The organism is Achromobacter marplatensis (assembly GCF_002209535.1).
Classification (GTDB): domain Bacteria; phylum Pseudomonadota; class Gammaproteobacteria; order Burkholderiales; family Burkholderiaceae_B; genus Achromobacter; species Achromobacter marplatensis.
In genome coordinates, this window is the sequence record NZ_NJIG01000007.1 from 109237 (window position 1) to 134991 (window position 25755).

The following is a 25755-nucleotide window of genomic DNA, read 5'->3' on the forward strand; positions in this document are numbered from 1 at the left end:
TTGCGCCGCATGCGAGATGATCCCAAGAACTTGACGAACGGTCGCGCCCGCCAGGACGAAACAACATGCCGGCATGACGAATGACATGAAAGGGAGACCGCCGCCCTCAGATCCCCATGCGCTCGCGCAGCAGCTTGCGGTACGACCGCGACACCGGCCAGTTGCTGTCCACCGCGCGCATCCGGATCAGCCATTTGTCCACGCTGCGGCGGTCCACATCCATGACATGCAATGCGTTTGCAATGGCGGTCCGGTGCACGCGGAAGAACGTCTTCTCGGGCAGCAGGGTCGACCACATGCCCAGCGCGCGGGAGTCCAGCACCATCGACCCGTCCTCAAGCCAGATCTCGCTGTAGTTTCCCGCCGAGCGCACGCCCACGATCGCCTCGGGCTGCACGCCTCGCACCACGCCGCGCATGCTCAGATAGATGACCGCCGTCGACCGTTCATAGTGCGCCGTCCGGCTGTGGTCCCGGCTGTTTGCGTACTTGGCCTGGCCGATCAGGTTGGCGCATTGGAACAGGGCCTGGACCTCGTCGGGCGACCAGGTCCTGTGCTTGACGGTGGTGTCGAAACCGATGATCCCGTAGAGCTTCTTCTCATGGAAGACGGGCACGCTCAGCACACTCTTGTTGCCCTGGCGCTGGAACTCCACCTGGATCGCCCGCGCGGTCCGCGGCAGGTCATTCACGTCGTGGATGGCCACGGCCTGGCCTTTCATCATGAACCGGTGCAGCCAGGCGATCAGCGTCGTCGGCACGTCCTGAAGCTCGGCCACGAACGGCTGCGTCTGGCCGCGGCACCACTCATGGGTATTGCGCAGGCGCAGCAGGTCGGGCCGGTATTCGATCATCCAGGACCGGTCCACGTCCGAGGTCTCGCCCATGAACGCCAGCAACTCCGATATCGCATCATCGGCCGGGCATTTCAGCAGGCTCATCGCGCAGTGGTACACCCAGTCCGACGACGGACTGGGTTCAAGTACGGTTGCGTCGTGCGTCTTGTACTGACCAGCATCCTTCACGTGCAATTCCCCCGGCGGCCGGATCGAGCATCGTCCAGGCGCTGGCTGCGCCGCGCGCCAAGCGGGGATTTTCCTCCCGGTAACGGGGAATGACAAGAACACTGGAAAGTCCTGCCCGACCAAGGGGGCCGAGGTTACAAACTATCGTTTGTAAAACGCGAATACAGCCTGGCATTTGTACACCGGGCCGACCCCTCACGCCGCCCCGTCGACGCCGGTGTCACAGGGCAACGGGCTCCGGCGCCCCATCCGCCGCAAACCGCAGCAGATAGCCGTCCGGATCCTGCACCAGGAACTCCTTGCACGACGACCAGCCCGCGCCGACCCGGTAGCGCTTTTCCTCGATGGGGCGAAAGAGCGGCCACTGGGCTTCGGTCAGCGCTTGCACGATGGGTTCCACGCGGTCCACCTGCATCTGGAAATTGATGCCGCGCCCGAAAGGGCGTTCAAGGGGGGCCGTGTCCCATTCATGGTTGAGTTCGCAGAGCATGATCTGAAGCGGACCGCGCTCCAGATACGCGAAACCGGCCTCGCGCCGCGCATAGGCGATCTCGAAGCCAAGCAGCCCGCACCAGAAATCAAGGCTGGTTTCCAGACGAGTGACGTCCAGTTCCGGCACCATGGCCGCGAAGCCGCCCGCGGGAGCACGTCCTTCGGAAGATGCGCCGTTGCGTTCTTGTTGATCCATTTCGCATGTCCTGTTTTGTTGGCAGGTCACCGCAGCTGTCGACTTGCGCCAGGCGGCAGACCGGTAATGCGCTTGAAAGCGCGGCTGAAGGCCGCTTGGGACGTATAGCCCAGTTGCTGGGCCACGACTTCGATCGAAAGCCTGTCTTGGGTAAGCCACTGGCTGGCAAGGCGCATCCTCAGCTCCGTGGCGTATCGTAAGGGCGGCGTGCCGATCGTTGCCTGGAAGCGGTCCGCAAAGACGGACCGCGAGATATGGCATTCCTCTGCCAGCTCTGCCACCGTCCAATCGCGTCCTGGCTGCCGATGCAGCGCCAGGATGGCCCGGGCCAGCCGGGGGTCGCGCAAGGCGGCCACCAGACCCGAAGCATTGTCACAGCCACACTCGACCCAACCGCGCACGATCATGGCGGCCACCACTTCGGCCAGGCGGGCCAGAATGCCCGCGAACCCCACCCGCCCGGAGCAGATTTCCCCTTTCATGGAAGCCAGGATGGGCATCAGGCCGGGATAGCGCTCGCCGGCCGCATCCACCTGCATGACACCGGGCATCAGCTTGCCAAGACCCTGCATGCCGCCCAGGTCGAATTCCATGCAGCCGTAAAACAGGATGACGCTGGGAATGGGATGGGTGCTGGGACACGCATCCACGGCGCTGACCGCATCCCCAAGAGGCGCCGCCACGAAGCTGTCGATATCCTGGACCGGCACGTCCGGCCCGGATAACAGTTGATGCGCGCCACCTTGAGGAATGAACACGGCATTGCCGGCCGACAACTCGTGCAAGCTGCCGTCGGCGGTGCGTAGCACGGCGGTGCCGACCGCCAGGTAATGGAAATAGCCATGGCCGGGCTTGGCCTCGAAGCTCAGTCCGAAGGCCGGCCCGGCCTGGATACGGCGGTACTGGACGCCGCGCAGACGCATGCCGGTCAACAGTTCGCTGATGAGGTCCGAAGAAAGGGAAAAATTGTCCGACGCATCCATTCCAGGAGTTTCGATCAAATATTCAAGACGTACCATCATAGATCATCCTGAAATTCAAACCTAGACTCTGGGCTGAGATTGTTTTACTGGGAAGGAATGTGATGAGTAACTGTATCTGTGACCCCTTGGCCAATACCCCGCGGGGCCATGCGGGCGACGCCGCGCCGACCTCCGCGGCCTGGATGGCGGTGTTCTCGTTGGCGATGGGGGTGTTCGGCCTGTTGACGGCGGAGTACCTCCCGGCCAGCCTGCTGACACCGATGGCCGCCGCCCTGAGCGTGTCGGAAGCCTTAGCGGGACAGGCAGTGACCGTGACGGCCGTCGTGGCGTTGTTTGCCGGATTACTGGTGCCGGGGCTGACGCGGGGCATTGACCGGCGCGTGGTCCTGCTTGGCTTTTCCACGCTGATGATCGCCTCCAACCTGTTGGTCGCCTTGTCCTCCAGCATGTGGGTGCTGCTCACGATGCGGGTGCTGCTGGGCATCGCGCTGGGGGGATTCTGGAGCATGGCCGCTGCCGTCGCGATGCGGCTGGTGCCGCCCGCGCTGCTGCCACGCGCCCTGTCGATCATTTTCAGCGGCATCGCGGTAGGCACCGTGGTGGCCGTGCCCCTTGGCAGTTACCTGGGCGGGAGGTATGGCTGGCGCAGCGCTTTCGTCGCGGCAGCCGCAGTTGGACTGATTACGTTGGCCTTCCAGTGGTTCACGCTCCCGCGGATGGCGCCGCGCCAGCCGGCACGGCTTAGAACGGTTCTGGATGTACTGCTGCGCCCGGGAATCGCCATCGGAATGTTGGGGTGTGTGCTTGCCCATACCGGCCATTTCGCACTCTTCACCTACATCCGGCCGTTCCTGGAAAGCACGACGGGCGTCGGCACGGACGGCCTCGCGTTGATGTTGCTGGGTTTCGGTATCGCGAATTTCGCCGGCACGATGCTGGCCGGGTGGCTGATGCAGCGCAGCCTGCACATGACGTTGGCAGTAATGCCTGCGCTGGTGGGCGTGGCCGGGTTGGCCCTGGTGTTGATGCCGGCTTCGTTGGGGGGACAGGCGCTACTGGTGGCGTTCTGGGGCCTGGCCTTCGGCGGCGTGCCCGTGGCATGGTCGAACTGGGTGGCGCGCGCCGTGCCGGATCAGGCGGAAAGCGCGGGCGGAATGGTCGTGGCCTCGGTGCAATCCTCGATCGCAGCAGGTGCGGCTGCGGGCGGCGCGATGTTCAGCTTCAGCGGCATCGCGGGCGTATTCCTCGCTGGCGGCATCTTGATGCTGCTTGCTGCGCTACTGATCGCACTACGGGTCAGCGTCCGGCCCGCGCCGTCCGGGGCCGGGGCAAGCCCGGCACTGCATCTTTGAAGCCAACGCACCCGGCGCTCAGCAGCCCGATCCCACCTTTGTCGCAGGCAACGGCGTATCGCCCGCCGTGTTGCCGGCGAACTTGCGGATTTTCTCGGCCAGTTCCGGCGTGGCGCGCTCATAGCCGTAGCAATATGGCGGCGTCGGCGCCGCCTCGGGCCGGTAGTCCTGCAATACCGGCTTCGCGTCGCCCAGGTACAGGTTGTCTTTCAAGCGCAAGAACGCCTTGTAGTCGCGCGTATAGCCATGCTGCGCCTTCAGTTTTTCGTAGGCGCCGCGGTCGGATTCGCCGTTGTCCAGCGCGCTGCGCTTGGACGCAACGGGAATATAGCGGCAGTAATTCACGTTGATGCCTTCCACCGTGGGGAAGAATGCGGGCTCCACACATTTGCGCTGCGCATCGTTGCTGAAGATGTTCCCTTCGACAAACGCCTTGGCCTCCAGGCTGAAGCTCATGCCATAGAAATCCCAATTCTCCAGCAGGTTGTTGAACAGGTGGAACGTGCCGAATTGCCCTCTTGGGTTGCGCTGCACGGTGTTGAAGAAATAGTTGTGGTGCAACGTCACGCGCGCGATCGAATCGCGGTCGTAGTTCTCGAACAGGTTTTTCGAGGTGATGTTGTTCAACAGCATCACCTTGTTCGAGTTATGGAACTTCGTCCATGACACCGTGACGTCGGTCGAGCCGTTCTTCACATTGAGCAGGCGGTCGGACATGCGCGACAGGTCAAGGTGGTCGACCCATACGTCGCTGCTGCCGTTGGCCACATTCACGGCCTGGGTCAGCCGCGTCAGGCGCCCGTCGATCGTCAGATGCGTCAGGATGACGTTCTTGCTGCCATACACGCCCAGCCCGTCGTCGATCAACGTGACCTGCTTGCCGCGTCCGTCGATCGTGACGTTCGACGGCACACGCAATTGCGAGTTCAGCAGGATCGTCATGTCGGACGCAAAGCGGATCCACGTCGGCCCTTTCTTGGCTTGCTCCAGCGCGGCGCGCAGCGTTCCCGGGCCCGTGTCTTTATCGGACGTGACCTCGACAAACCGGCCTCCCAATCCGCCGGTGGCGCGAGCGCCGTAGCCCTCGCGCTGGGAAAGCAGCGACGCGATGGACGGGCAGCGTTCATCGGGGCTTGCGCACGTTCCATTCGCGGCCGCTGCGCCGCCATGCAATACGGCCAAGGCCAACAGCCAACGCAGCGGCTTCATTCCTGATCTCATCGATGCTTACTCCCTGTCACTGCGCGGACCGGTCCGCGGACTGCACGTGGCGCCAGATTCCCCCGCTCAGGCGCAGGTTCTCCGGCGGGCCGGCCAGGTGTTCGCGAAGCCGTTCGAAATACGCCTTCTGCCAGCGCAGCGAATAGGCCTCGGCGTCCTCGCCCGGCTCCACGGCAGGCAACATTTCCAGCGTATACGTCACGTGGCCGTTCTCCCAGCGCGGCGCGTAGAACACCGAGGGCACGCGAAGGCGATGCGCCAGGTGCGACGCGAAACTGGAGTACGTGACTTCCTGCCCTTCGAAGGTCGTCCGCGGCGCAGCCGGATTCGCCGCGCCGTCGATCGCCAGACAAAGCACGTAGCCCGATCCGATCGCACGCATGCAGGCCTTTGCGACCTGCGCCTCGGTCTGGTCGGCCGTGGAGATCAAGGCCGCGGCATAACTGCTCTGGGCAATGCTGGGTGCCGTCGCAAGCCAGCGCGACGGAATGCCCAGCAACTCCAACGCCATGAGCCCGGCATACATGGGGCCGACGTGCGCGGTGGCCACCACCACGCCGCGGCCCGCCGCCAGCAGCGGCGCGAAAAAGCGCTCACCCGTGTCCAGCTCGCCCAACACCTGCATGGCCTCTTCGACGTTGTCCTCGCGGCATTCGAGCCAATCGAACAGAAGATGGTCCACCAGATGACCCCAGCGCGCCCGGCGCTCCCATTGCGCGCGATCGGCATCGGGATCGCCACGCAGCGACCACGCCCAGTCCAGGCGCGCCTGCGGGATCGGGGCGGTGTGCAGGCGATCCTCCAGTTGGCTCAACGCCTCCTGGAAGGTCTTGGGCAGCGCCGTGCCGCGTTTCGCGACATATTGTTCGAACAGCGCCTCGGCTTCCTGCTTGCGGCCCGCCTGCGACAGCGCGCCAATGGCCGAACGCTGCCAGAGCAGCTTGTCTGGGGATTTCTCGACCAGCTTCATCATCTGGTCGGCGGCATCGTCGTACTGCAGCGTATAGCGCAGCGCGCGTGCATACAGGGCCCGCGTCTGCTCCAGCTCGGGCGCCAGGTCGATCGCCTGCGCAAGCGGCGCCACCGCTTCCTTGTATCGCCCGGCACGCAGCAAGGTCTCACCATAGAGCGTCAGCAGCCTGACATCCGCCGGCGCCGCCTTCAGGCCCGCCTCGAAGTGCGCCAGCGCATGCACCTTGCGGTCGTCCTCGGAAGCACGCCGCAGGTGCGACATCCCCAGCGAGGCGCGCAATGCGGCGCTGTCATGGCCCGCGGCCAATGCCGCGTCGCCAAGCCGGATCGACGCCTCCACCCTGCCGTCCTCAAGCAGGGCGCGCACGGCCATCGTCGCCGCGCGTTCGTTGGGCAGATTGTCCGGCTCCAGCGCCGCGGCAATGCCCGCTGCTTCGGCGGCATCGCCGTTGCGCACGAAGGCAAGCAACCAGAAGTAGGCTTCGCCTGGGTCGCGCTGCGCCAGGCCGAGGGTCGCGCGGGCGACGTCGGCCGCCTCGGCCACGCGCCCGGCCTGCACGCGCAATTGAATCCTTGCGGCATGCAGCGCTGCAGCGTCGGGCTCGATGCGGGCTGCGGCGTCCGCCTCGGCGATGGCGCGGTCCCACTGTTCCGTGCGCCCCAACAGGCTCGCCAGCATGCGGCGATCATCGGCGCGCAAGGGGTAGGCCGCCGCCAGGACTTCGAGCGCGGCGATCGCCGGCGCAAACCTGCCTTCTCGCACGAAGGGAGACACCAGCAAGCGCCGGACGTCGCGCCAGCCGTCGCCGACCTGCGCCAGCGCCGGCGCCAGCCGGGCCATGTGTTGTTCCGGGTCGGCCGCGGAATAAATGTCTTTGATGACCTCGCGCAGCCCGGCCGTGGCGTCGGCCGCGGCACGACGGTTTTCGATCGCCGTATCAACCATGACGCAGCCCCCTCAACAACGCCATCCCGACCCGCGAGATGAACATCAGCACAAAGCCCAGTGCCAGCGCTTGCAGCAGCAGGATTCCCGTACGCGGGCTGCTCGGCCGGTCGGTCGGCACCGGTTGCGCGATGATGGACAAATACCGCTGCAACCGCAGCGCGTCCGTCACGGCCTGCTGGTACGTCTGTTGCGCCAATGTCAGGTTCGAATCCGCGAACGCCTGGGTGTTCCTCAGCGTCTCGTAGGACTTGAGCTGCTTCGCTTCGGTATTGCCGTCGCCGCTCAGGCGACGGCGCAATGACGCGATGCGCTTTTGCAGCGCCGCGACCTGCAGCTCAGCAGGTTTGAGCATGAAATGGTCTTTGTTGCCCAGCGCGCGGATCTTGTCCAGATTGACCTGCGCACTGCTGAGCTCGCCTTCAAGCTGGCTGGACAGGTTCAACAGCATCGCCACCGTGGCGGACGGATCGATGTTGCCGTGCGTGGTGCGCCACGCCGTCAGTGCCTCCCGGGCGGCAAACGCCTTCTGCTCGGCAAGCTTCACCGATTCCTCGCTGACCTTCAATTTGTCGGCCACGCCTTTTTCGTTCATCGAGCTGACGAAGTCCTCGGCCAGGCCGATCAGCGCCTTCGACAGCGTCGCGGCATCCGCAGGCGAGAACGCGCTGACGCGCAGCACGTCGATCTGCTCCAGCGCATTGAACGACACCTGCACCGACGCCTGATAGGCACGATACAGATCGTCTTCGCTCGAGTCTTCGGCAAGATGGTTTACCGGGTCCATGCCCGCACGGATCAGGTATTGGCGTAAACCTACCTTCTTGTCCAGCTGCTGCATGGCGTCGCGCGACTTCAGGAAATCCGCAACCGCCCAGCCGTCGACAAAGCCGCCCAGCATGCCGCCCATGTTGCCTGTGGTGAGCAAGCTTGCCGCGCCGCCTCCGCCGCCTTGCTGGCCGGACCCCGATTGCACGAAGAACCGCGACTCCGCCTCGTAGCGCGGCGTGGCGATGCAAAGCACGTAGATCAGTGCGAACACGACCGGCGCAATCACGATGATCGCATTGATCCAACGGTGACGCCGGCGCTCGCGCAACGACGACTGCCGCTCACGGCGGCGGCGTTCGATCTCGGACCCGCCCTCAGAGGCCGAGCTGCCCTTCCTCGAAGCCGCCTCCGAAGCCGTCGTCGCCTGTGCCGGATTCGCTCCTTGATCGTCGCGGGGGGAACTTGCTGATGCACTGGTCGAGGTCGTCTTCGATGCTGAGAGCGCTTCGTTCATAAATCAAGCCTTTTAGGCAGTAATCCGCCATCTGATTCTGGCGGTAACTGGAAAAAATGAGTGTCCGGCCAATCAGCCGCTCTTCAAACAGAGCCAGCCAAAGGCGGGTGAAACGGCAAGGTTCGAAAGGGATGGCCCCTTCGATCACGTAGACATCGAACGCCGGCGCCAGCGCCAGGGCGAACGAAAACTCCTGCCGGGCGTAGAGCGGCCAATGTTCCATGGGCTTGGCCAGGACTTTCGGGTCGCTGATCAGGTCCGCGACCAGTTCGTACGTGGCATCCACGTCGATCTCGTACATCTCGCACACGAAATCGATGATGCTCAGGCCGCTTGCCTTGCCGCGGATGAAGCCTTGCCGGCCGATCGCCCACGAGACGTTTCCGTCGTGCTTGACGAAGCCCTGGCGCGGCGGCCGCAGGCAGCACAAGACGTCGACGATCTGGCGATGCAGCTCGGGCGAATGCGACAGCAAGGCATAGCGCCCGACAGGAATGTCGAGATCGACATTGGCCAGCAGCGGTTGCCGGCTTCCGAATGCATAGGGTTCGTCAGTGACGCCATTGAGATGAATCATTCTCTTGCCTCACATCGGCTGGACATTGGGACGGGCCAGCCGCTCGGCCGCCAGGGCGACCACCATCAGGAACACCAGCGACGTCAGGAAATAGCCCAGGCTCGCGTCGTGCGACTCGTAGGCCTCGAAGTACGCCGAACGCAGCAGTTGCATGCCATGCGCGAAAGGCGACCACAGGATCCAGGGGCGCAGGTGCTCCGGCAGTTGCTCCGACACGAAGAAGACGCTTGAAAAGATCTGGAGAAACCGCTCGATCACCGGCGCCAGCCGCAGGTAGAAATGCCAGAAGGTCGCGATCGAACCGAACAACACGCCCATCGCCGCGCCGCAACACCCCATCAGCACAACGAAAAGAATGAACCCCGCCCAGCTTTCCGGCAGCGTGATCAGGTCCAACGCATGTCCCGCACTGATCAACACCGCGAACACCACCAGATACACCGATACATAAATCAGCGCCTGCACCAGCGCGCACATCAGTGGCGTCACGCCCTGGAAATTCAGCAGGCCCCGCGCGGATATGTACGCCGCGCTGCTCCGGAAGATGATCTGCCGGAACATGATCCAGGTCGTTGCGCCCAACAGCGAGAACGTCTGCACATCCATGCCCAGGATGTAGTGCGTGCCCATCAGGATGTACAACGACGAAATCAGCGTCAGCAACACCACCGGGCCGACCAGCGCCCACAGCAACGCGATCCGGCTTTCGCCATGTATCACGCGCAGCTGGTAGACGAACAACGCCAACAGCGTGCGCCCCACGGGCCGGACATTGCCGGCGCCGTTTGCGGGATGCCCTTCATGCAAGGCCTGCAAGCGTTCACGCAAGATCGCAAGATCGCCCGCCTCGCTGTCGGGCAGTGCTATCTCCAGCGCAATGTCATTGCGTGAGGCATGGCGGCGCGCTTCGCGTGCCTCGTCCTGCTTGCGACGCTCCACGCGCCGCGCGTGCGCGGCGGCCAATCGCGCGTCTTCCGCCACCAGCTTGGCCGGCATGTACCCCGGCCCGAACACCTCGACGCCCGCGCGGATATCCTGTTCCAGCAGGCGCACGATGAGACGCAGGCGCCGCCGTGAAAAATCGGCCAGCGTCTCGTCGACCGCGCTGCTTGCGATCTCCGCGTCCAACTCCGCCTGCACGGCCTCGTACACCGCCCGGCGGGCGGCCACGGAGTCGTGCGGCTCGCCCTGCAGGCGGGCGAGCAACGGCTTGAACAAAACCGCCGGCGTGGCGTTTGCTTCAAACAGGGCGGCAGGATCCAGGCGCCAGGCCGCGACGCCCGCTCCCACCGCGTAGTTGCTGTCTTTGCGGCGCGAGCGCCAGCCCTTGATCCGGTCCTCGTTACTCATCGACACGCTATTGGGATACGCCGGAACTGGGGCCCGAATCGCTATCAATAGCTCGCGTGGCGCTGAAGCCGGCACTCATGGTGACGCGGAAGGCCGACAAGACCTTCTGCACCTGCGTGAACGGCGCATCCGAGATATAGATGGCCTGGCCTTCATGCACGCTGAATTCACGCGCCAGCGCCACCTGCTCCGGCCGGGTCAGGTCGAACTGATAGACGACCGGCAGCAAGTCCGGCTTGCCTTCGGCCCCGGCCTTGGCAGGCGTGAACAGGAACACGGAACGCGGATCCGCGGTCTTGTCGTCAAGCCCCTTGGAATCGGCCAGCGCATCCAGCACCGTGTAGTTGCGCTTGCTGATGGCCACGCGCCCCTGATTGCCCGCCGCGCCCAGGACAGTCAGGTACTCTTTCGAGTCATACGCGGTAATGACATCCCCCGGCCGCAGCAGGATGTCGTTGTTCTGGTTGCGGTAGATATCCGACAACCGCACCGACGCCACCTGGTTGTCGCGCCGCAGGCTGATGACAAGCTGCTCGGGGTTGGTCTGCACGGGCGCCGCTTGCGCCAGCGCACTGCTCAGGCGTTGCGCGGTCTGCGTGATCGGGAACATGCCGGGCTTGGTCAGGTTGCCCTGCACCGTCACCATCTGCCCGCGCGCGTCCGCAGCGCGCGTGACACTGACGTCGGCGCCGACGACAAGCTTGGCCAGACGCGCAACGATGGCGTCATGCAGCTTGCCCAGCGTCATGCCCTCGGCGTGGAATTTCCCCAGGATGGGAAAACTGACGTTCCCCGCCCGGTCTATCTCCTGGTTGCCCAGGTCGCTCACGCCCGACGGGTCCGCCGCGAACACGCCCAGGCCGCCGCGCTCCCACACCTTCACGTTGATGCCGTCACCAGGCACCAGGCTGTCGAATCCAGCCTTCGTCAGGTCCCGGTAGCGCACGGGAAAGTCCGCGACCTCCGGGACCCGGCTCGCCTGCGCAAGCTGGCGCGACACGGGCATCACGATGACATCCTTCTCGTCGTGAGCCCCCGTCATCTCGCTCAACATCGGACCGGAACGCGGCAGCTGGCATCCCGAGAGTGAAAGTGCGGCAAGCAGCACCATGGTCAAGCCTGCCTTGCGCCGCAGGCCCAAGGCCGGGACGTTCATTTGCATAAAACCCTTTATTTTCAGAACACCGAAAGACACGCCGGCAATCAGGCCGTCATCCGGCACAGCGGCGCAGCATCCATGCGTTCATCGTTCTCGGACATGCCCATGACCGGCATGCACAGGCCCAGAAACTTGGTCAGCATCGCGTCAAGCGAAAACAGCTTCTGCGCCCGCTCGCGGCTTTGCTGTCGAAGTTGCGCATTGCTGCGCACCCGATCCACCATCGAGGCGACCTTCTCGCAGGCCTCGTGCAGATCCGGGTGATCGACGTCGCTCAGCAGATGACCCGTCTCGTCCTCCACGAAACACTCGCCTGCCCCGCCGGCCGGTGTCGAGATCACCGGCACGCCCAGCAGCTGGGCTTCGATCAGGACGTTCGGCAACCCTTCGTAGCGCGACAGCAGCACGCTGGCATCCATTTGCGAATACCAATAGCCGACGTGGTTCGACAGCCCGACAAGCAACAACCGGTCGGTCACGCTCAGCTCTTGCGCCAGCGCCTCGATGATGTCGCGCAGGCGCCCGTCGCCGACGATGACAAAGCGGGCTTGCGGGCGCTCCTTCAAATACAGCGCCGCCAGCTTGATCCACAATTGCGGCCGCTTATCCGGCTCCAACCGGAACACGCCGCCGATCGTCTCGGTGGCGTCGGTCGTGCTTTCCTGGAAGGCCTTCCACTTTTCCTGGTCGGCGCGCGACGCGTCGGTCGCCAGATCTGGCACGCCGTTGTACAGGATGTGAAAACGCATGATCGGGATGTCGAGCCATTCCGCATACGCTTCCGCGGCCTTGCGGCTATTGCTGACGAAAACCACGCCCGGCACCTGCGCCAGGGCCTGGTAAAGCTCGGGATACTCTTCGCGGAAACGGTCCTTGCGGATATTCGGCGGCAGCCCGCGGAAAACCAGATGGATGGTCGGCGCGCCGGCTAGCAACGCGGCCAACGCACCGAACAGGCACGTTCCGTCCTGCCACAGGCTCACCACGTCGAACGAGTTGGCGCGCAACACCGGCGCCAGGCGCGTCACGCCGTAATGGACGGGGGGAGGCAACTGCTCAAGCAGCCGGCCCAGGCTGCCTTCGGGAACGGTTTGATGAGACACCGAAATGGCGGGCAGTTTGTTGATTTCCGTGACCGGGATCTGCGCCTTGACCAGCACGGGCAGGAAAAAATCCAGCTCCTGCTTCTTCTTCGCGGAGCCCGACGGGTCGGTGTGCTGCTTCACCAGCACTTCCACCTTCTTCGGCTTCATCAGCACGTCGGCCAGCTGCAAGTCGGGCGACTCCGCCCAACGCGTCAGTTCGCCGGCCAGCCGCGTCAGCTGCCGCTCTGCGCCGCCCGGCCCAAGACTGCCGGTCACCAGCGCGACCGATACGGGCTTTTCCGGGGGATTCTCGGCAATCTGTCGGTCACGGAAGTGCAGGATCGCATGCTTCATCGACACGATCCTGATGTCCTTTCCCGCCAACGCCTCTTCGGTTTCAAAGCGCTGGTAGAAGGCGTAGTCGCTTGCCAACCCGTCGGCCAGCTCCGCTGCCTTGCTGCCGGGCGCCAGGTGTTTCGCAACGGGCGCGATCGCCTCGAAGGCGTCGGCCAGCAGGCCGCGCTTGCGCAGACGCTTGGCGAACTCGACCCGCATGTTGCGGTCCGTGTATTGCGTGATCAGCCGGCGAAACAGCGCGTCCGATTGCTCGTGCGCGCGGATGTCGCTCAGCAGCTTGGCCCGCGCAAACAGGCGGTCAGGGCTTTCCGCCGACTCGGGAAGGTGGCGGTCGACGAGCGACAGGGCCTCGTCGACATGCCGCTCCTTCACGAGACGGGTCGCGCAGTAGCGGACGATCTGAAGATCGTCCGGGCACTCTTGCAAGAGCGTGGCCCACTGCTCGGCCATGCCCTCGTTCAAGCCCGCCGATTCCTGCAGCCTGAGCAGAAGAAAGCGGACCTTCGAATCTTCCATGTGATCCCGGGCCAGCACTTTCGCCCGAGCCAGGTTCTCCTGTGCCACCTGAACCCGCCCCGACGCGGCGACGATCTCCTCCAATTGCGCTTGGACCCGTTGAAGATCGGACTTGGCGTCCGCCCGTTCGGTTATCAGTGGCGGATTCATGCGGCCTTTCTCCGGTTGATCTTTTCGATCCACACCTGGCAGCGTTCGATGTAGTGGTCAAACTGCGCCGGATTCTCGGAACGTTCCTGCAGCTTTCGCCAGTAAGGCAGGGCCTGCTCGAAGCGATGCAGACGCATGGCGCCCACCGCGGCTAGACGCAGGCCGATGGGATCCTCGGGCACGAGTTGCACGATCTTTTCGCCCAGCGCCAGGCGCTCGGTGGTGCTGGTGGGTTCCAGCGCGCGCGCTTCGGCGTACAGGACGGTGAGGATGCGCCGCTTTTCGTGGTCGACTTCCGACATTCCCGGCCACGACTGGGCCACGCGGTCCAGCAGCTGCCACGCCTTCAGCGGGTCGCCGGCAGACAGGATCTCGCGGGCGCCACGGATGGCGCGGGGGCCGAGCCTGCCCAGCTGGCGCTCGGCTTCTTCCTTGGCGCTCTGGTCGGCTGACGAATGGGCCAGCACCGACTTGTAGGCGTCGATCGCTTCGCCGAACCAGCCGCCGTTGAATGCCACCCGGGCGAAATACAGCTGCGTGCTGAGCGGAGCGGATTCGCCCGCGGCCGCCTGTTCCAGATGTCGCATGGCGGTTTGCTTGTCGCCCAGCGCATCCGCGGCGCGGCCGCGCATGGCGTCCAGCTCGGGGAAATCGACTTGCGTGTCGATGGCGATGTCCGTCAGGTCGATCACTTCCTTGTGGTTGCCCGCCACCAGCGCGGCGCGCACGCCTAGGCGCATCGCACGTTCGAACGCCCGCTGCGCGCGCGCTCCGGCCAAGGCATTGGGATTGAGCAGGCGGTGCGCGCAGATGCGTTCCGCCGCATCGCGCAGGCGTCCTTCTTCCAGGGCGCGATTGCCTTCCTCGGCCCACGCCGTCGACTGCGCAACCAGCCACGCGCGGATGTCCTCTTGCTCGCTGTTGGCCAGGTCGCACGACACGGCAAGCGCCGCTGCCGCCATGATGCAACCGCGCCACGACGCTTCCTTCACGAGTTCCAGCGCGTCCACGTCCTCCAGCGCGGGGGACTCGGAGGCCAGGGCGCGCAGCCCGGCGCGGTCGCTGGCCAGCAGCCGGTCGCGCCACAGCACCGCGAAACCTCGGCCATACGTGGGGATGGCCGCACGGACTTCATGCACCCAGCGTATGGCGGACTCCATGTCGCCGCTTGCCTGCAGCAGCGACAGCACCGTGTCCGCCGCTTCCACGGCGCCTGCCTCGTCCGGCGAGGAAATGCGGAACAGTTGCTTCCAGTTGCCCAGGGACTCGTCGCCGTGGCCCAGTTGACCCGCCGAGACTGCCGCGATTCGGACGATCTCGGGCGTCTCGATCTCATCGCCCAGCAGGCCGGCCGCCAGCGAGTACGCCACGTCATGGCGTCCCAGCTTGAAGTGGTTGCGCATCAGGATCTGCTCGGCCTTGCTGCCGGAAGCCAGCGCGCCGTCGGCGCTGCCCAGAAGCGCCAGCGATCCTTCGTAATCGCCCAGCTCTTCCTGGATCTTCGCGAACAGCAGCATGTGGTCGGGCAGTCCGGGATGGCGGCGCAGCACCTCGCGCACTCGGCGCGAGGCCTCGCGCAGTTCGCCCGAATCCCACAGCTTTTCAATGCGTTCGACGCTTTCGTCGGCGCTGAGCTTGGGCACGGCCAGCTGCGGCGTAGAGGCGCTCATTCTCGGGCGCATGAAGTTCTTGAACCAATCGACGTACAGGCGCTCGGCAAAGGCCGACGTGTAGTGCGTCAGGTCCAGGCCGCCGTCTTCCATCGCATCGGCTTGCCCGATCTTGTTCATCAGCGGCGTCGGGTCGTAGCACGGCACGCCGATGCGCTGCGCGCTGGCGGTGATCGTGGCGATCAACTGCTCACGCTGTTCGATCGGCACGTTATCCGGCGTCAGGGCGTTGACGTGCGTGACGAACACCACCTTGTCGCGGCCCAGCAGTTCGACCAGCTGGCGCATCTCCGTCTCGATCTCGTCATCGGTCTGGTCGCGCTTGACGATGCGCGAAAGCAGGTCGCGATCATCCGAAGACAGGCTCTTGAACACGGGGTCCTGGTCCAGCAACGCGCGCCGTTCGGCAAGCTTGTCGGCGTGGGCCAGCGACCAGAACATGCGGGTGCGCGTGCGGTCGGCGAAGAATTCGCTGAAGTAGCGCACCAGATAGTTGGATTGGATGGGATAGCCGTCGACGGTCAGCAGCTTGCGCGAGGACAGTTCGACCATGTACAGGTCTGCCGGCTTATGCGTGCCGCGGCGCGCCTGCTCGCCGTTCGAGGGCCGGAAGATCACGCGTTGCACGGCGGCGGGAATATCGGCTTGCCCGAACATGAAACGCGCCTGCTGTAGCGCTTCGGCGGTGGTGTGCACGAAACCGTAGTTACGGCCCAGTTGCAGCTTGATCGGGTAGCGGCCCACGGCATCGCGCAGCGGCGTATGGATGCGGCAGGTTCCAATCGGAGCGGTAGTGAATGCGGTCATTGAGGGTCTCTCCTGTAGAGATGGATCGCGAGACCGAACTTAGAGAGTCCAGTACAAGAGGTCGGATTGCAGACGTTTGCTGTCAAGCACGGACTTCAGGTCGCACACCATGCCCCCGCTCTTGACCAGCTGCGGCATGTCTTCCCAGATGGAGTCCATGGTTTCGCGGTGCGGCACCGCCAGAATCAGCACATCCATGTCCCGGAATTCGTCGCGCTTCACAAGCTTGATTCCGTACTCGTGTTCCATCTGGTCGGCGTCGGCCATCGGATCGCACGCCACCGGCGTAATGCCGTACTTGCCCAGGGCGTTGTATAGGTCCACGACCTTCGAATTGCGGATGTCCGGGACGTTCTCCTTGAACGTCATCCCCAGGATGCCGACGCGCGTCGACGCGTTCAGGCGGCCGTTGCGGGCCAGGGTCTGGACCACGCGCGAGGCGACGTGGGTCGCCATGCCGTCGTTGATGCGGCGGCCCGACAGGATGACCTCGGGGTGGTAGCCCAGTTCCTGCGCCTTGGACGTCAGGTAGTAGGGATCCACGCCGATGCAGTGCCCGCCCACGAGCCCGGGCGTGAACTTCAGGAAGTTCCACTTGGTGCCTGCGGCCGCCAGCACTTCCGACGTGCGGATGCCGACCAGGTCGCAGATCTTCGACATTTCGTTCATCAACGCGATGTTGATGTCGCGCTGGGTGTTCTCAAGCACCTTCGCCGCTTCGGCCACCTTGATGGACGAGGCGCGGTGCACGCCCGCGTCGATGATCTTTTCGTAGACGCCGGCGATGATTTCCAGGGATTCCTCATCCTGGCCGGACACGATCTTGACGATCTTCTCAAGCGGATGCTCGCGATCGCCCGGGTTGATCCGTTCGGGGCTGTAGCCCAGCTTGAAGTCGACACCGCAGCGCAGGCCGGATACTTTTTCCAGCTCCGGTCCGCAGATTTCCTCGGTGGCGCCAGGGTGGACGGTGGATTCGAAAACCACGATGCATCCCGGGCGCAGCACGGGGCCGATCGAGCGGCACGCCCGGACCAACAAAGAAAAATCGGGGTTGTTTTTCTCGTCGACCGGCGTGGGCACGGCGACGACGAAAAAGTCGCAGCCTTCCAGTTCCGTCACCTGGTCGGTGAACTGCATCGGGGAAGCCAGCAATACGTCGCGTTCGATCTCGCCTGTCCAGTCATCACCCTCTTTCAGTCGTGCGATTCGCCGCTTGTCCACATCGAAGCCGATGACATCAAAGCGCTTGGAAAATGCGACGGCTACGGGCAGGCCGACATATCCAAGGCCACACACTGCGATTCTCTTTACCACGGGGGACCTCACTGTCTTCATCGTGTCGCAGACACTAGAAATTGACGCCCAGCGACAAGTTATCGACGTGAAATCGAAATAACTTTGTGCTATTTGGGCGGACGTATTGCTTAAGAATAATTACATCTCGATACCCCTTAATACGTGGGGCGAGACGAGCCAACGAATGGTAGAGGTCCCCGACAGCAAACTTTTTTCTAAAAATTTTTATTGCTGTGGAAATAAATCAGAGATGCCCGTAATAAACCCGGGATATCCCTCAAATAATTACATTCATTACACAAACGGCAACACAACCAGGCGGCTGAGTTGTTAGTAAATATGAAAAAGCGTTTTTCTTATTTTTGTTTAACCAAACTGAAAAGACATAATACCCTACCGCGCATTATTTATTAATTACCCGGGGGTATAGCGGCGTAAATGACCGGGATCTCCCCGCATTATTCGCCTTGTGCCGCGCAAATCGGAACCGATCCTGGGCCGCGAGGCAATCCGCATTTGAACGCCACGCCCCGGATCGCCTCGTAATTTGAAACATCGATCAACCTTATGTTTAATAGCGGCCAATCGCGCCCCCTGAAATTCGCTAGCATGCACCCGCGAAGCCAATCCAGGGGACGGCCAACCCGTTGCAGGCAACCCACCCTCTAACCCGACACCTAGGATTCCCATGAGGCCGGCAGTACAAAAAGAAGGGCCGGCCCCGTGAGCGAGGCGTGGACCATCGGCAAATCGCGCTTCAAGCGTCCGATCCAGGCCGCGCTTGCCGCGGCGGCGCTGCTGTATGCCTCCTGGCTGAGCTTTGACGCGGCGGAGGGTCTGCTCCTGCCTCCCGACCCGGCGTCCCTGCACAGCGTGACGATGCAGGTGGACAAAGTGGCCGAATGCCCGTATTCAGACCGGATCCGGGTCGGCAGCCAGACCAGTTGGCGCAGTCCGCGCTGCCTCTATTCCAACGCGTACCCCGGTGCGGCATTGGAGGTGCGCGGCGCGGCCGCCCGCTACACATTCGAACCGCCCATCCGCCTGGACCTGCTGATCGATCGCGACCCGGCGGCCAACCTGGCCAACGAGTATCACGGGAAGATGGCCAGCGTGTTCACGCGGATCGGGGTCTACGGCCTGCGCCAGGACGGCACATGGCTGGCGGACCCGACTGCCCAGTACCAGAGTGTCCTGGCCAACAAGCAGGGCAAAAAGCGCAACGGCTGGCTGTTGATTCTGGCGGCGCTTGGCGCCTTGGCCTATGCCTACCGGCAAGCGAAGAAGGTGTTCAAAGACGACCCCTACCTGTGGTGATCCGGCGGCCTCGGCCATTGAAGGACAGGAACGGGTCGGAGGGCTGAACATGCCCCACATCCATGATCAAAACCAGAAGGGCCGCGATTGCGGCCCTTCTGTGCACCAAAGGTGGAACTCAGGCCAGGCGGGGCGGCACCCGCCTGAAAGTAGGAAATAAAGTCGGTCGCAGATGCCGCTTGCAACCCCTTGATCTTGAAAGACTTCGAAGATTAGAAAAGTTGGATCAAAGTCGGTCGCACCCCAGGCCTTCCCGCCTTCAGCGCAAGAAAATTGAACAAAAGTCGGTCGCAGGAGGTTCGGGTTCGGTAAGTTAGGTCGCTAAGCTACGAAAAGGGCAGCCTATCTCGGGGCTCACACAGCCTAGGTGCCAAGCGAACAGCCGCGCAGTCTTGGAGCGGGGCGGCGCAAAAAGCGCGTGGGGCACCCGGCACCGCCGTCATAAGACAGCTATCGGCCAATTTGATACATTCGCCAACAAGAAATGCGCGAGCGAAAGCTGCCATTCACGGTGCAAGGTAAGCTTCAGGGGCGCACCAGATGCAACAAAGCATAGAATGATGGTTGTGGCCTGTTCACGGCATTAATCCCCCGGAGTCGGATCGCATGAAATCAGCCGCGGACAAGATCATCGATCTGTATGACCGGCATGCGCATGACTATGTCGCGGATCGTCGGCACGGCATCGGGAACGAAGCCGCTTGGCTCGACAGATTCTGTGCGCTATTGAAACGAGGATCAGCGGTACTCGACATTGGTTGCGGTTCAGGCACGCCGATGGCGGAATATCTCGTCAGTCAAGGCTTTGCGGTGGATGGTATCGACAGCTCCCCAACGTTGATAGCGCTCTGCCGTGAGCGGCTTCCGCAACGGTCTTGGCGTGTAGCGGATATGCGTGGCCTCGCGCTAGATCGGATATTCGATGGCTTGCTCGCCTGGGACAGCTTCTTTCATCTCAGCCACGATGATCAGCGCCGAATGTTTCCAATCTTTAAGCGACACGCGTCACGGCGCGCTGCGCTGATGTTTACCAGCGGGCCTTCGCACGGTGAAGCCATTGGCTCTGAAAGTAGGAAATAAAGTCGGTCGCAGATGCCGCTTGCAACCCCTTGATCTTGAAAGACTTCGAAGATTAGAAAAGTTGGATCAAAGTCGGTCGCACCCCAGGCCTTCCCGCCTTCAGCGCAAGAAAATTGAACAAAAGTCGGTCGCAGGAGGTTCGGGTTCGGTAAGTTAGGTCGCTAAGCTACGAAAAGGGCAGCCTATCTCGGGGCTCACACAGCCTAGGTGCCAAGCGAACAGCCGCGCAGTCTTGGAGCGGGGCGGCGCAAAAAGCGCGTGGGGCACCCGGCACCGCCGTCATAAGACAGCTATCGGCCAGAGCCGGCCATTCATATACAGCGTGTCAGTACCGACGCGCAGCGAAAATTGCGGCATTGAGTGCGGCACAATGATCGAAGCATCGGACGCTTACGGAACACGTGAAATGGAGTATTCCTTGCACCCTCTGCCTCCTCCCTCTGTCCCTCAATCATTATGCGACATGCTCGAGGACTATCCGGACTGCGTCGAGCGATTGCAAGACTGCCTGAACAGATACGTAGGCAATCCTTCCTATCGAGACCTATTTAGAGGTGCCATTTTGGCGCTGCAAGGCACGCTGCAAACCTTATCAGCCGAAGCTGGCAATGAACTCGCTGCTGCCAAAGTCACCGACGACGCGAGAATGATCGCCAGCGCATCCAAGAAGCAACAGCAGCTATTTACTGCGGGATGGTTCGTCTTCGAGATGGTGGATATGGAGGACCTTTGGGCTTACTTTCGGGCAAACAAGGACGCTTTCAAATGAGCACTCCTGTGTATCGGTTGAGCCAAGGTATGCGGTCAATTAGCGACGCCTCTGAGCATACGCGAACCGTTGAACTTGGCATTCTCTACCGTAAAGTCATTGAACTTGGGCGACGCTTTGTTTCCTGCCCTCGTCTGGAGCTTTCATCTCCGGCCGCAATCCGCCGTTGAAGAGGCAATGAGGCGCGATCGGGCGGCACTCGCCACACAGCAGCCGTTGGTGAGCGCACGTTGAAGCTTCCGCTTTGGGTCGGATAGCGCCCTTCACCAGCGGCGGCTGGCGGTCGATTCTGTTGAAAACCTCCTTCCAGTGATGCTCGACTACTTCTTGAAGGTGCTTCACCCTTGCTCGGGATGAGATCCTTGATCTGGCGCCGATCTGAAGGGACAATTTTTCGATCCCGGTGCGATTGCGCCCGGAGATCGAGTTTTTCAACAGCATCGGCCGGAAGCCGACGGTCAAGGATTCTGCAAGATCGACTTGCTCTGCCCGAGCGCCGGCTTCCTTAATACCCGCTCACTTCGCACCGACACAGCAAACCGTTAGCCGACAGCCCCTCGGATGCGACCAAGCTAAACGGTCATCGTCAGAATAATTTTCCCCACGTTCTGCGCCGACTCCATCCGGCGATGTGCATCCGATGCAAGTTCAAGCGGATAGGTACTGTCAACCACGGGAATCAGGCCCGCACCTCTGGAAAAGCGGTCCAGCCAGTGTTCGCGAAACCGCTGCACCATCGCGTGCTTTTCAGCCTGCGGACGCGATTTCATGACGGTGCCGAAAATTTGCAGATGGCGATACAGGATGTCTTCCAACGCAACACTGACTTGACCGCCTCCGCCCAGGATGCCCACCTGAACCAACCGCCCGCCGTTAGCCAGCGAGGCAATGTTGCGCGCAAAGTTGGGCGCGCCAATAAAGTCGATCACCACGTCCACGCCACGTTTCGATGTCCGCTCGGCCACGACCTGCGCATAGTCCTGCGTGCGATAGTCGACGACGCAGTCGGCGCCCAGCCGCTGGACCTGCTCAAGCTTGCTGGCCTCGGCCGTGGCGTACACGGTGGCGCCCGTTGCCCGGGCGAGCTGCACCGCCGCCGACCCCACGCCGCCAGCTGCCGCGTGAATCAACACGGAATCCCCCGCTTTCAGGCGACCCAGGTGCAACATGGCTTCGTGCGCCGTGACGAACACTTCGGGGATGGCGGCCGCGTGAACGTAGTCCAGCTCCTGGGGAATGGGCAAGGCCATGCGCCAATCCAACCGGGCGACCTCCGCATACGCACCGCCACCCACCACACCCATCACGCGGTCACCGGGCTTGAAGCCGCGCACGGAGCTGCCGGCTTGCGTCACTTCGCCGGCGATCTCCAGACCCATGATGGTCGAGTCGCCGAAGTTCGGGCGGCCGTAGCCGCCACGGCGGTGCGTCAGGTCGGCGCGATTCACGCCTGCGGCATGGACGCGGACGATGAGGTCGTCGGGCCGCATGTCGGGCGGGGAAACGTCGGCCACCTGGAGCACATCGGCGTCGCCAAACTCTTCAAAAATAATCGCTTTCATTGCTTATCCTTCAGGCCGCTTTCTTGTGACGCGGCCAATGTGGCTTGCGCAATCGCCGAGGCGGTGATTGCGGCGGGAAACCCGACGTAGAACGCCAGGTGCGTGATGACGGCCGACAGCTCTTCCTGTGTCAGCCCATTGCCGACGGCGCGGCGCAGGTGCGCGGGCAATTCATCCTTATGCCCTCCGGCGATCAAGGCGGCCACGGTAATCAGGCTGCGGTCTCGAGGCGTCAACGCGGGGTCGCTCCAGATATCGGGGTACAGCGTGTTGTCGACGAAGGCAGACAGCGCCGGGGTGAAGGCACGCGCGGCTTCGCGCGGATGGCTGAAATCAATATTCGACATGGTGCGCTCCTGGTTCAAGCCTGGCTGATGAACTTGTGCGTAAGGTAGTACTCGATGCCTTCCACCCCGCCCTCCGAACCGTGTCCGCTTTCTTTCATGCCGCCGAACGGCAGTTCCGTGGCCACGATGCGGTATTGATTGATGCCGATCATTCCGGCTTCCAAGCCGTCGGCCACGTCTATCGCCGTGCGGGCATTGCTGGTGAACGCATAGGCCGACAAACCATAGGGCAGCCGATTGGCTTCCTGCAAACCCTGCGCCAGTTCATCGAAGGCCATCAGCACCGCAATCGGGCCGAACGGCTCTTCGTGCATGATCTTGGCCTGCATCGGCACATTGGCCAGCACCGTCGGTTCGAAAAAGTAGCCCGCGCCGTCAATGGCCTTGCCGCCGGTCAGTACCGTGGCGCCGCATGCCACCGCGTCGGCAATCAACGCCTGCATCTTCTCCAACTGACGCGGGTTCGCCAACGGCCCGACTTGCGTATCCGGATCAAGCCCATTTCCGACTTTCAGGGCGCGGGTCGCCTTGACGAATTGTTCGCGGAATTCGTCATAGACGCCGCGCTGGACCAGAAAGCGCGTGGACGAAATGCAGACTTGGCCGGTGCCACGGAAGCGGTTGGCGGCGCCCTCGACCGCGGCGCGCTGGACATCGGCATCGTCAAACACCAGCACCGGCCCATGTCCACCAAGTTCCAGCGTGATGGGCTTCACGCCTTCGGCGGCACGCGCCGACAACAAGCGGCCGATGGGGACGGAGCCCGTGAAGGTCACCTTGCGGATCACCGGCGACGCAATCAGATGCCGGGACACGTCGTCCGGCACGCCGAAGACAACTTGCAGCACCCCTTTGGGCAAGCCGGCATCGTCCAGGGCGCGAGCCAACGCCAGCGCGGTGGCCGGGCTTTCTTCACCGGGCTTGATGATGACGCTGCAACCGGCTGCAAGGGCGGCAGCGAGTTTGCGCGCCGGCGTGATGGCGGGAAAATTCCAGGGCGTGAACGCGGCCACCGGGCCGATCGCCTGCCGCTTGACCAGTTGCTGCACACCGGGGCGATTCGCCGGCACGACGCGGCCGTCAATCCGCTTGGCTTCTTCGGCAAACCATTCGAAATACTCGGCGGCGCGCAACACTTCATCACGGCTTTCAACCAAGGGTTTGCCCTCTTCAAGCGTCATCAGCGTGGCAATGTGCTCGGCACGTTCGCGCATCAATTCCGCACCGCGCTTGAGAACGCGAGCGCGCTCGTTGGGAGCCGTCGTACGCCATGCATTGAAGGCCGGCTGCGTCGCGGCAAGCGCGCGATCCAGATCTGCCGTCGTCGCAAGCGGCACGCGGCCCAATTCCTGACGTGTGGCGGGATTCACCACGCTGGCCGTGTCGCGTTCGCTAGCGCCTATCCATTCGCCGTTGATGAAGAGGTAAAGCGGGTCATAGTTGCCGTTCATGGTTGCAAACTCCGATAAGATTGTTGGTGACCTCGGAACGGAGTCTAGGCGTGAGGGGCGCGCGGATTTAGCCCCTCGCGGAAGAATGACTTTCCCTTCCAGAGGAAAAGTCGCACGAACACAATGGACCCACGATGGACAAGCTATACAACATGTCGGTTTTTGCGAAAGTGGTGGAAATGGGCAGTTTCACTGCCGTGGCCAACCATCTTTCCACCACGGTCGGCAACATTTCACGCGCCGTCACGGTGCTGGAAGAAGGCCTGAATGCCCGGCTGATTCAGCGTTCCACCCGCCGCCTGGTCGTCACTGACGTGGGGAATCGCTTTTATGACCGCTGTATAGCGATCCTGGCCGACGTCGAGCAAGCCGAAGCCGAAGCGGGGCACGCAACGGTCGCGCCACGCGGCGTGTTGCGCGTTCACGCCGTCCCCGGCCTGGGGCGCACCTTGGTCGCCCGCGCAGCCTTGGCGTATAGACAGACCCACCCCAACGTCTCGGTGGACCTGCTTCTATCGCAGCGCATGCCGAATCTGCTTGAAGAACAGTTGGATGTCGGGATCGTGATCGCGCGCGCCTTGCCGGATTCCACCTACGTCAGCCAGAAGATTGGCGTCAGCCACTGCATCTTGGCGGCATCGCCTGAGTACCTGGCGCAGCATCCCCCGGTGCACACTCCCGAGGACCTTGCCCAACACGCTTGCGTCTTGTTGACCACGGTGGACTATGCCCCGGACGAGTGGCATCTGGAAGGTAAGGAAGGCACGTTCAACCATCGGCCGTCGGGCGGGCATCTTGGCGTGAACGACATGGACGCCATGGCGACTGCGCTGCGCGATAGCGCAGGAATTGGCCTGCTGGCGGGTTTCTCAGCAATCGACGAACTTCGCCGGGGCACGCTGGTGCGGGTATTGCCCGGGTTCCACACGAACCAGCGCAACGTGTATGCGCTGTACCCATCGCGTCAGTTTGTCGACGCCAAAATCAAGCTGTTCGTGGACGCGTTGAAGCTGCATGTGGGCGAGCAGCTTGCGGGCTATGCCGCTGAGCTGGGCATCGAGGCGAAAGAGACGACTTAAATACCCCTCGACCTCAACGCCTTATCGGCACCAGCGGGCCAAGAATTCTCCATCTCCGACGTCAGCCTGCACTGATTGAATGACCGAAATGGGTCGGGAACGGTCATCGACCCGACTCGACCGCCCCTCCTTACTGCTCTCGTTCCCCCGTCACTCCCATCACTTCAGTTCTGGAAAGTCCACCACGGTGTCATTCGCACGATTGAACACGTTCGTAAACGTGATGACGGCGATGGCCAATGCGATATCCACGACGGCCTCGTCTGGAAAGCCCGCCGAGCGCAAGGCCGTGAGTTGCTCGGCGTCGAGGGTGCCTCGGCCTTCTTGAAGGTGCCGGACAAACTGGATCAGAGCATCGCGCTTTGCATCGCCGGTCGGCTGCAGCGCCCTGATGGCGCGCACGGTGTCCACGGCCAGGCCCGACGCCTTGCCCGCCAAGCTGTGTGCAGCGACGCAGTAGTCACAACCGGCAATCGCGCTCACCGCCAACTTGATGGTTTCCCGGTCCTGCGCGGACAGGACGCCTTGCGCCAGCACCGCGTCGGCGGACAGCATCGCCTTAAGTGCGGGCGTATTCAAGGCGCCAATGGCCGCATAGGCATTGGGGACCATGCCCACCGCTTTGCGAATAGCGGCGAAAACGTCGGCGGTTTCGCCGGAGGCGCTAGCGGCGGTGGGCGTATTGATACGGGAAGTCATTTTCTTGGTT

At 63.0% G+C, this 25755-nt stretch carries 22 protein-coding genes; 5 read left to right on the forward strand and 17 right to left on the reverse strand.

Annotated elements, in window-relative coordinates:
* Positions 1-106: 106 nt before the first annotated feature.
* From CEY09_RS17895 to CEY09_RS17905, 3 genes are all read right to left on the reverse strand, one after another.
* Positions 107-1024: a GAF domain-containing DNA-binding protein gene (locus CEY09_RS17895; protein WP_234818338.1), complete on the reverse strand. Its 918-nt coding sequence runs from the start codon at positions 1022-1024 to the stop codon at positions 107-109.
* Between the two features lie 220 nt (positions 1025-1244).
* Positions 1245-1712: a bleomycin resistance protein gene (locus CEY09_RS17900; protein WP_088589698.1), complete on the reverse strand. Its 468-nt coding sequence runs from the start codon at positions 1710-1712 to the stop codon at positions 1245-1247.
* A 26-nt stretch (positions 1713-1738) separates the two neighbouring features.
* On the reverse strand, positions 1739-2695 hold the full coding sequence (locus CEY09_RS17905; protein WP_088589699.1) for an AraC family transcriptional regulator: 957 nt from the start codon (positions 2693-2695) through the stop codon (positions 1739-1741).
* Between the two features lie 101 nt (positions 2696-2796).
* On the opposite strand from CEY09_RS17905, the gene CEY09_RS17910 reads away from it, so the two are divergent.
* Positions 2797-4047: an MFS transporter gene (locus CEY09_RS17910; protein WP_088589700.1), complete on the forward strand. Its 1251-nt coding sequence runs from the start codon at positions 2797-2799 to the stop codon at positions 4045-4047.
* A gap of 18 nt (positions 4048-4065) precedes the next feature.
* On the opposite strand, the gene CEY09_RS17915 is transcribed toward CEY09_RS17910, so the two are convergent.
* From CEY09_RS17915 to CEY09_RS17955, 9 genes are all read right to left on the reverse strand, one after another.
* On the reverse strand, positions 4066-5256 hold the full coding sequence (locus CEY09_RS17915; RefSeq protein WP_377785556.1) for a pectate lyase family protein: 1191 nt from the start codon (positions 5254-5256) through the stop codon (positions 4066-4068).
* Between the two features lie 28 nt (positions 5257-5284).
* Positions 5285-7186 (reverse strand): tetratricopeptide repeat protein, encoded by a 1902-nt coding sequence (locus CEY09_RS17920; RefSeq protein ID WP_088589702.1) that lies wholly within the window; start codon positions 7184-7186, stop codon positions 5285-5287.
* Positions 7179-8210, reverse strand: coding sequence for a KpsE/RkpR family capsule polysaccharide export protein (locus tag CEY09_RS17925; protein ID WP_088589918.1), 1032 nt, complete (start codon positions 8208-8210; stop codon positions 7179-7181). The genes CEY09_RS17920 and CEY09_RS17925 overlap by 8 nt, the downstream gene beginning before the upstream one ends.
* 121 nt (positions 8211-8331) lie before the next feature.
* Complete coding sequence (locus CEY09_RS17930) at positions 8332-9048, reverse strand: P-loop NTPase family protein (RefSeq protein WP_088589703.1); 717 nt, start codon at positions 9046-9048, stop codon at positions 8332-8334.
* A 9-nt stretch (positions 9049-9057) separates the two neighbouring features.
* Positions 9058-10398 (reverse strand): ABC transporter permease, encoded by a 1341-nt coding sequence (locus CEY09_RS17935; protein ID WP_088589704.1) that lies wholly within the window; start codon positions 10396-10398, stop codon positions 9058-9060.
* A gap of 7 nt (positions 10399-10405) precedes the next feature.
* Positions 10406-11560 (reverse strand): polysaccharide biosynthesis/export family protein, encoded by a 1155-nt coding sequence (locus tag CEY09_RS17940; protein WP_088589705.1) that lies wholly within the window; start codon positions 11558-11560, stop codon positions 10406-10408.
* Positions 11561-11601: 41 nt separating this feature from the next.
* Positions 11602-13665: a glycosyltransferase gene (locus tag CEY09_RS17945; protein WP_088589706.1), complete on the reverse strand. Its 2064-nt coding sequence runs from the start codon at positions 13663-13665 to the stop codon at positions 11602-11604.
* Positions 13662-16142 carry a hypothetical protein gene (locus CEY09_RS17950; RefSeq protein ID WP_088589707.1) on the reverse strand — a complete coding sequence of 827 codons (2481 nt, stop codon included), beginning with the start codon at positions 16140-16142 and terminating at the stop codon, positions 13662-13664. The genes CEY09_RS17945 and CEY09_RS17950 overlap by 4 nt, the downstream gene beginning before the upstream one ends.
* A 39-nt stretch (positions 16143-16181) precedes the next feature.
* Positions 16182-17441 carry a nucleotide sugar dehydrogenase gene (locus CEY09_RS17955; protein WP_088589708.1) on the reverse strand — a complete coding sequence of 420 codons (1260 nt, stop codon included), beginning with the start codon at positions 17439-17441 and terminating at the stop codon, positions 16182-16184.
* Positions 17442-18164: 723 nt separating this feature from the next.
* Between CEY09_RS17955 and CEY09_RS17960 the strand changes: the two genes are divergently transcribed.
* The 3 genes from CEY09_RS17960 to CEY09_RS17970 all read left to right on the forward strand — a co-directional run bounded on the left by CEY09_RS17960 (position 18165) and on the right by CEY09_RS17970 (position 20607).
* Positions 18165-18758 carry a hypothetical protein gene (locus CEY09_RS17960; protein WP_088589709.1) on the forward strand — a complete coding sequence of 198 codons (594 nt, stop codon included), beginning with the start codon at positions 18165-18167 and terminating at the stop codon, positions 18756-18758.
* A 606-nt stretch (positions 18759-19364) separates the two neighbouring features.
* The gene (locus tag CEY09_RS17965; RefSeq protein ID WP_088589710.1) at positions 19365-19838 is read left to right on the forward strand and encodes a class I SAM-dependent methyltransferase; all 474 of its coding nucleotides are present in this window, start codon (positions 19365-19367) and stop codon (positions 19836-19838) included.
* A gap of 370 nt (positions 19839-20208) precedes the next feature.
* A complete protein-coding gene (locus CEY09_RS17970; protein WP_143219565.1) occupies positions 20209-20607 on the forward strand; it encodes a hypothetical protein in 399 nt (132 codons plus the stop codon).
* A 96-nt stretch (positions 20608-20703) separates the two neighbouring features.
* On the opposite strand, the gene CEY09_RS31965 is transcribed toward CEY09_RS17970, so the two are convergent.
* The 4 genes from CEY09_RS31965 to CEY09_RS17985 all read right to left on the reverse strand — a co-directional run bounded on the left by CEY09_RS31965 (position 20704) and on the right by CEY09_RS17985 (position 23967).
* Complete coding sequence (locus tag CEY09_RS31965) at positions 20704-21069, reverse strand: hypothetical protein (RefSeq protein ID WP_143219566.1); 366 nt, start codon at positions 21067-21069, stop codon at positions 20704-20706.
* A gap of 110 nt (positions 21070-21179) precedes the next feature.
* Positions 21180-22169 carry an NAD(P)H-quinone oxidoreductase gene (locus tag CEY09_RS17975; RefSeq protein ID WP_088589712.1) on the reverse strand — a complete coding sequence of 330 codons (990 nt, stop codon included), beginning with the start codon at positions 22167-22169 and terminating at the stop codon, positions 21180-21182.
* Entirely contained in the window at positions 22166-22516 is a 351-nt protein-coding gene (locus tag CEY09_RS17980) for a carboxymuconolactone decarboxylase family protein (RefSeq protein ID WP_088589713.1), read from the reverse strand. Before CEY09_RS17980 ends, CEY09_RS17975 begins: the two co-directional genes overlap by 4 nt.
* A 14-nt stretch (positions 22517-22530) precedes the next feature.
* A complete protein-coding gene (locus CEY09_RS17985; protein WP_088589714.1) occupies positions 22531-23967 on the reverse strand; it encodes an NAD-dependent succinate-semialdehyde dehydrogenase in 1437 nt (478 codons plus the stop codon).
* A gap of 134 nt (positions 23968-24101) precedes the next feature.
* Here CEY09_RS17985 and CEY09_RS17990 point away from each other — a divergent pair, with 134 nt between their 5' ends.
* A complete protein-coding gene (locus CEY09_RS17990; RefSeq protein WP_088589715.1) occupies positions 24102-25046 on the forward strand; it encodes a LysR family transcriptional regulator in 945 nt (314 codons plus the stop codon).
* A gap of 159 nt (positions 25047-25205) precedes the next feature.
* Here the strand turns inward: CEY09_RS17990 and CEY09_RS17995 are convergent, their stop codons facing one another.
* On the reverse strand, positions 25206-25745 hold the full coding sequence (locus CEY09_RS17995) for a carboxymuconolactone decarboxylase family protein (protein ID WP_088589716.1): 540 nt from the start codon (positions 25743-25745) through the stop codon (positions 25206-25208).
* Positions 25746-25755 lie beyond the last annotated feature (10 nt).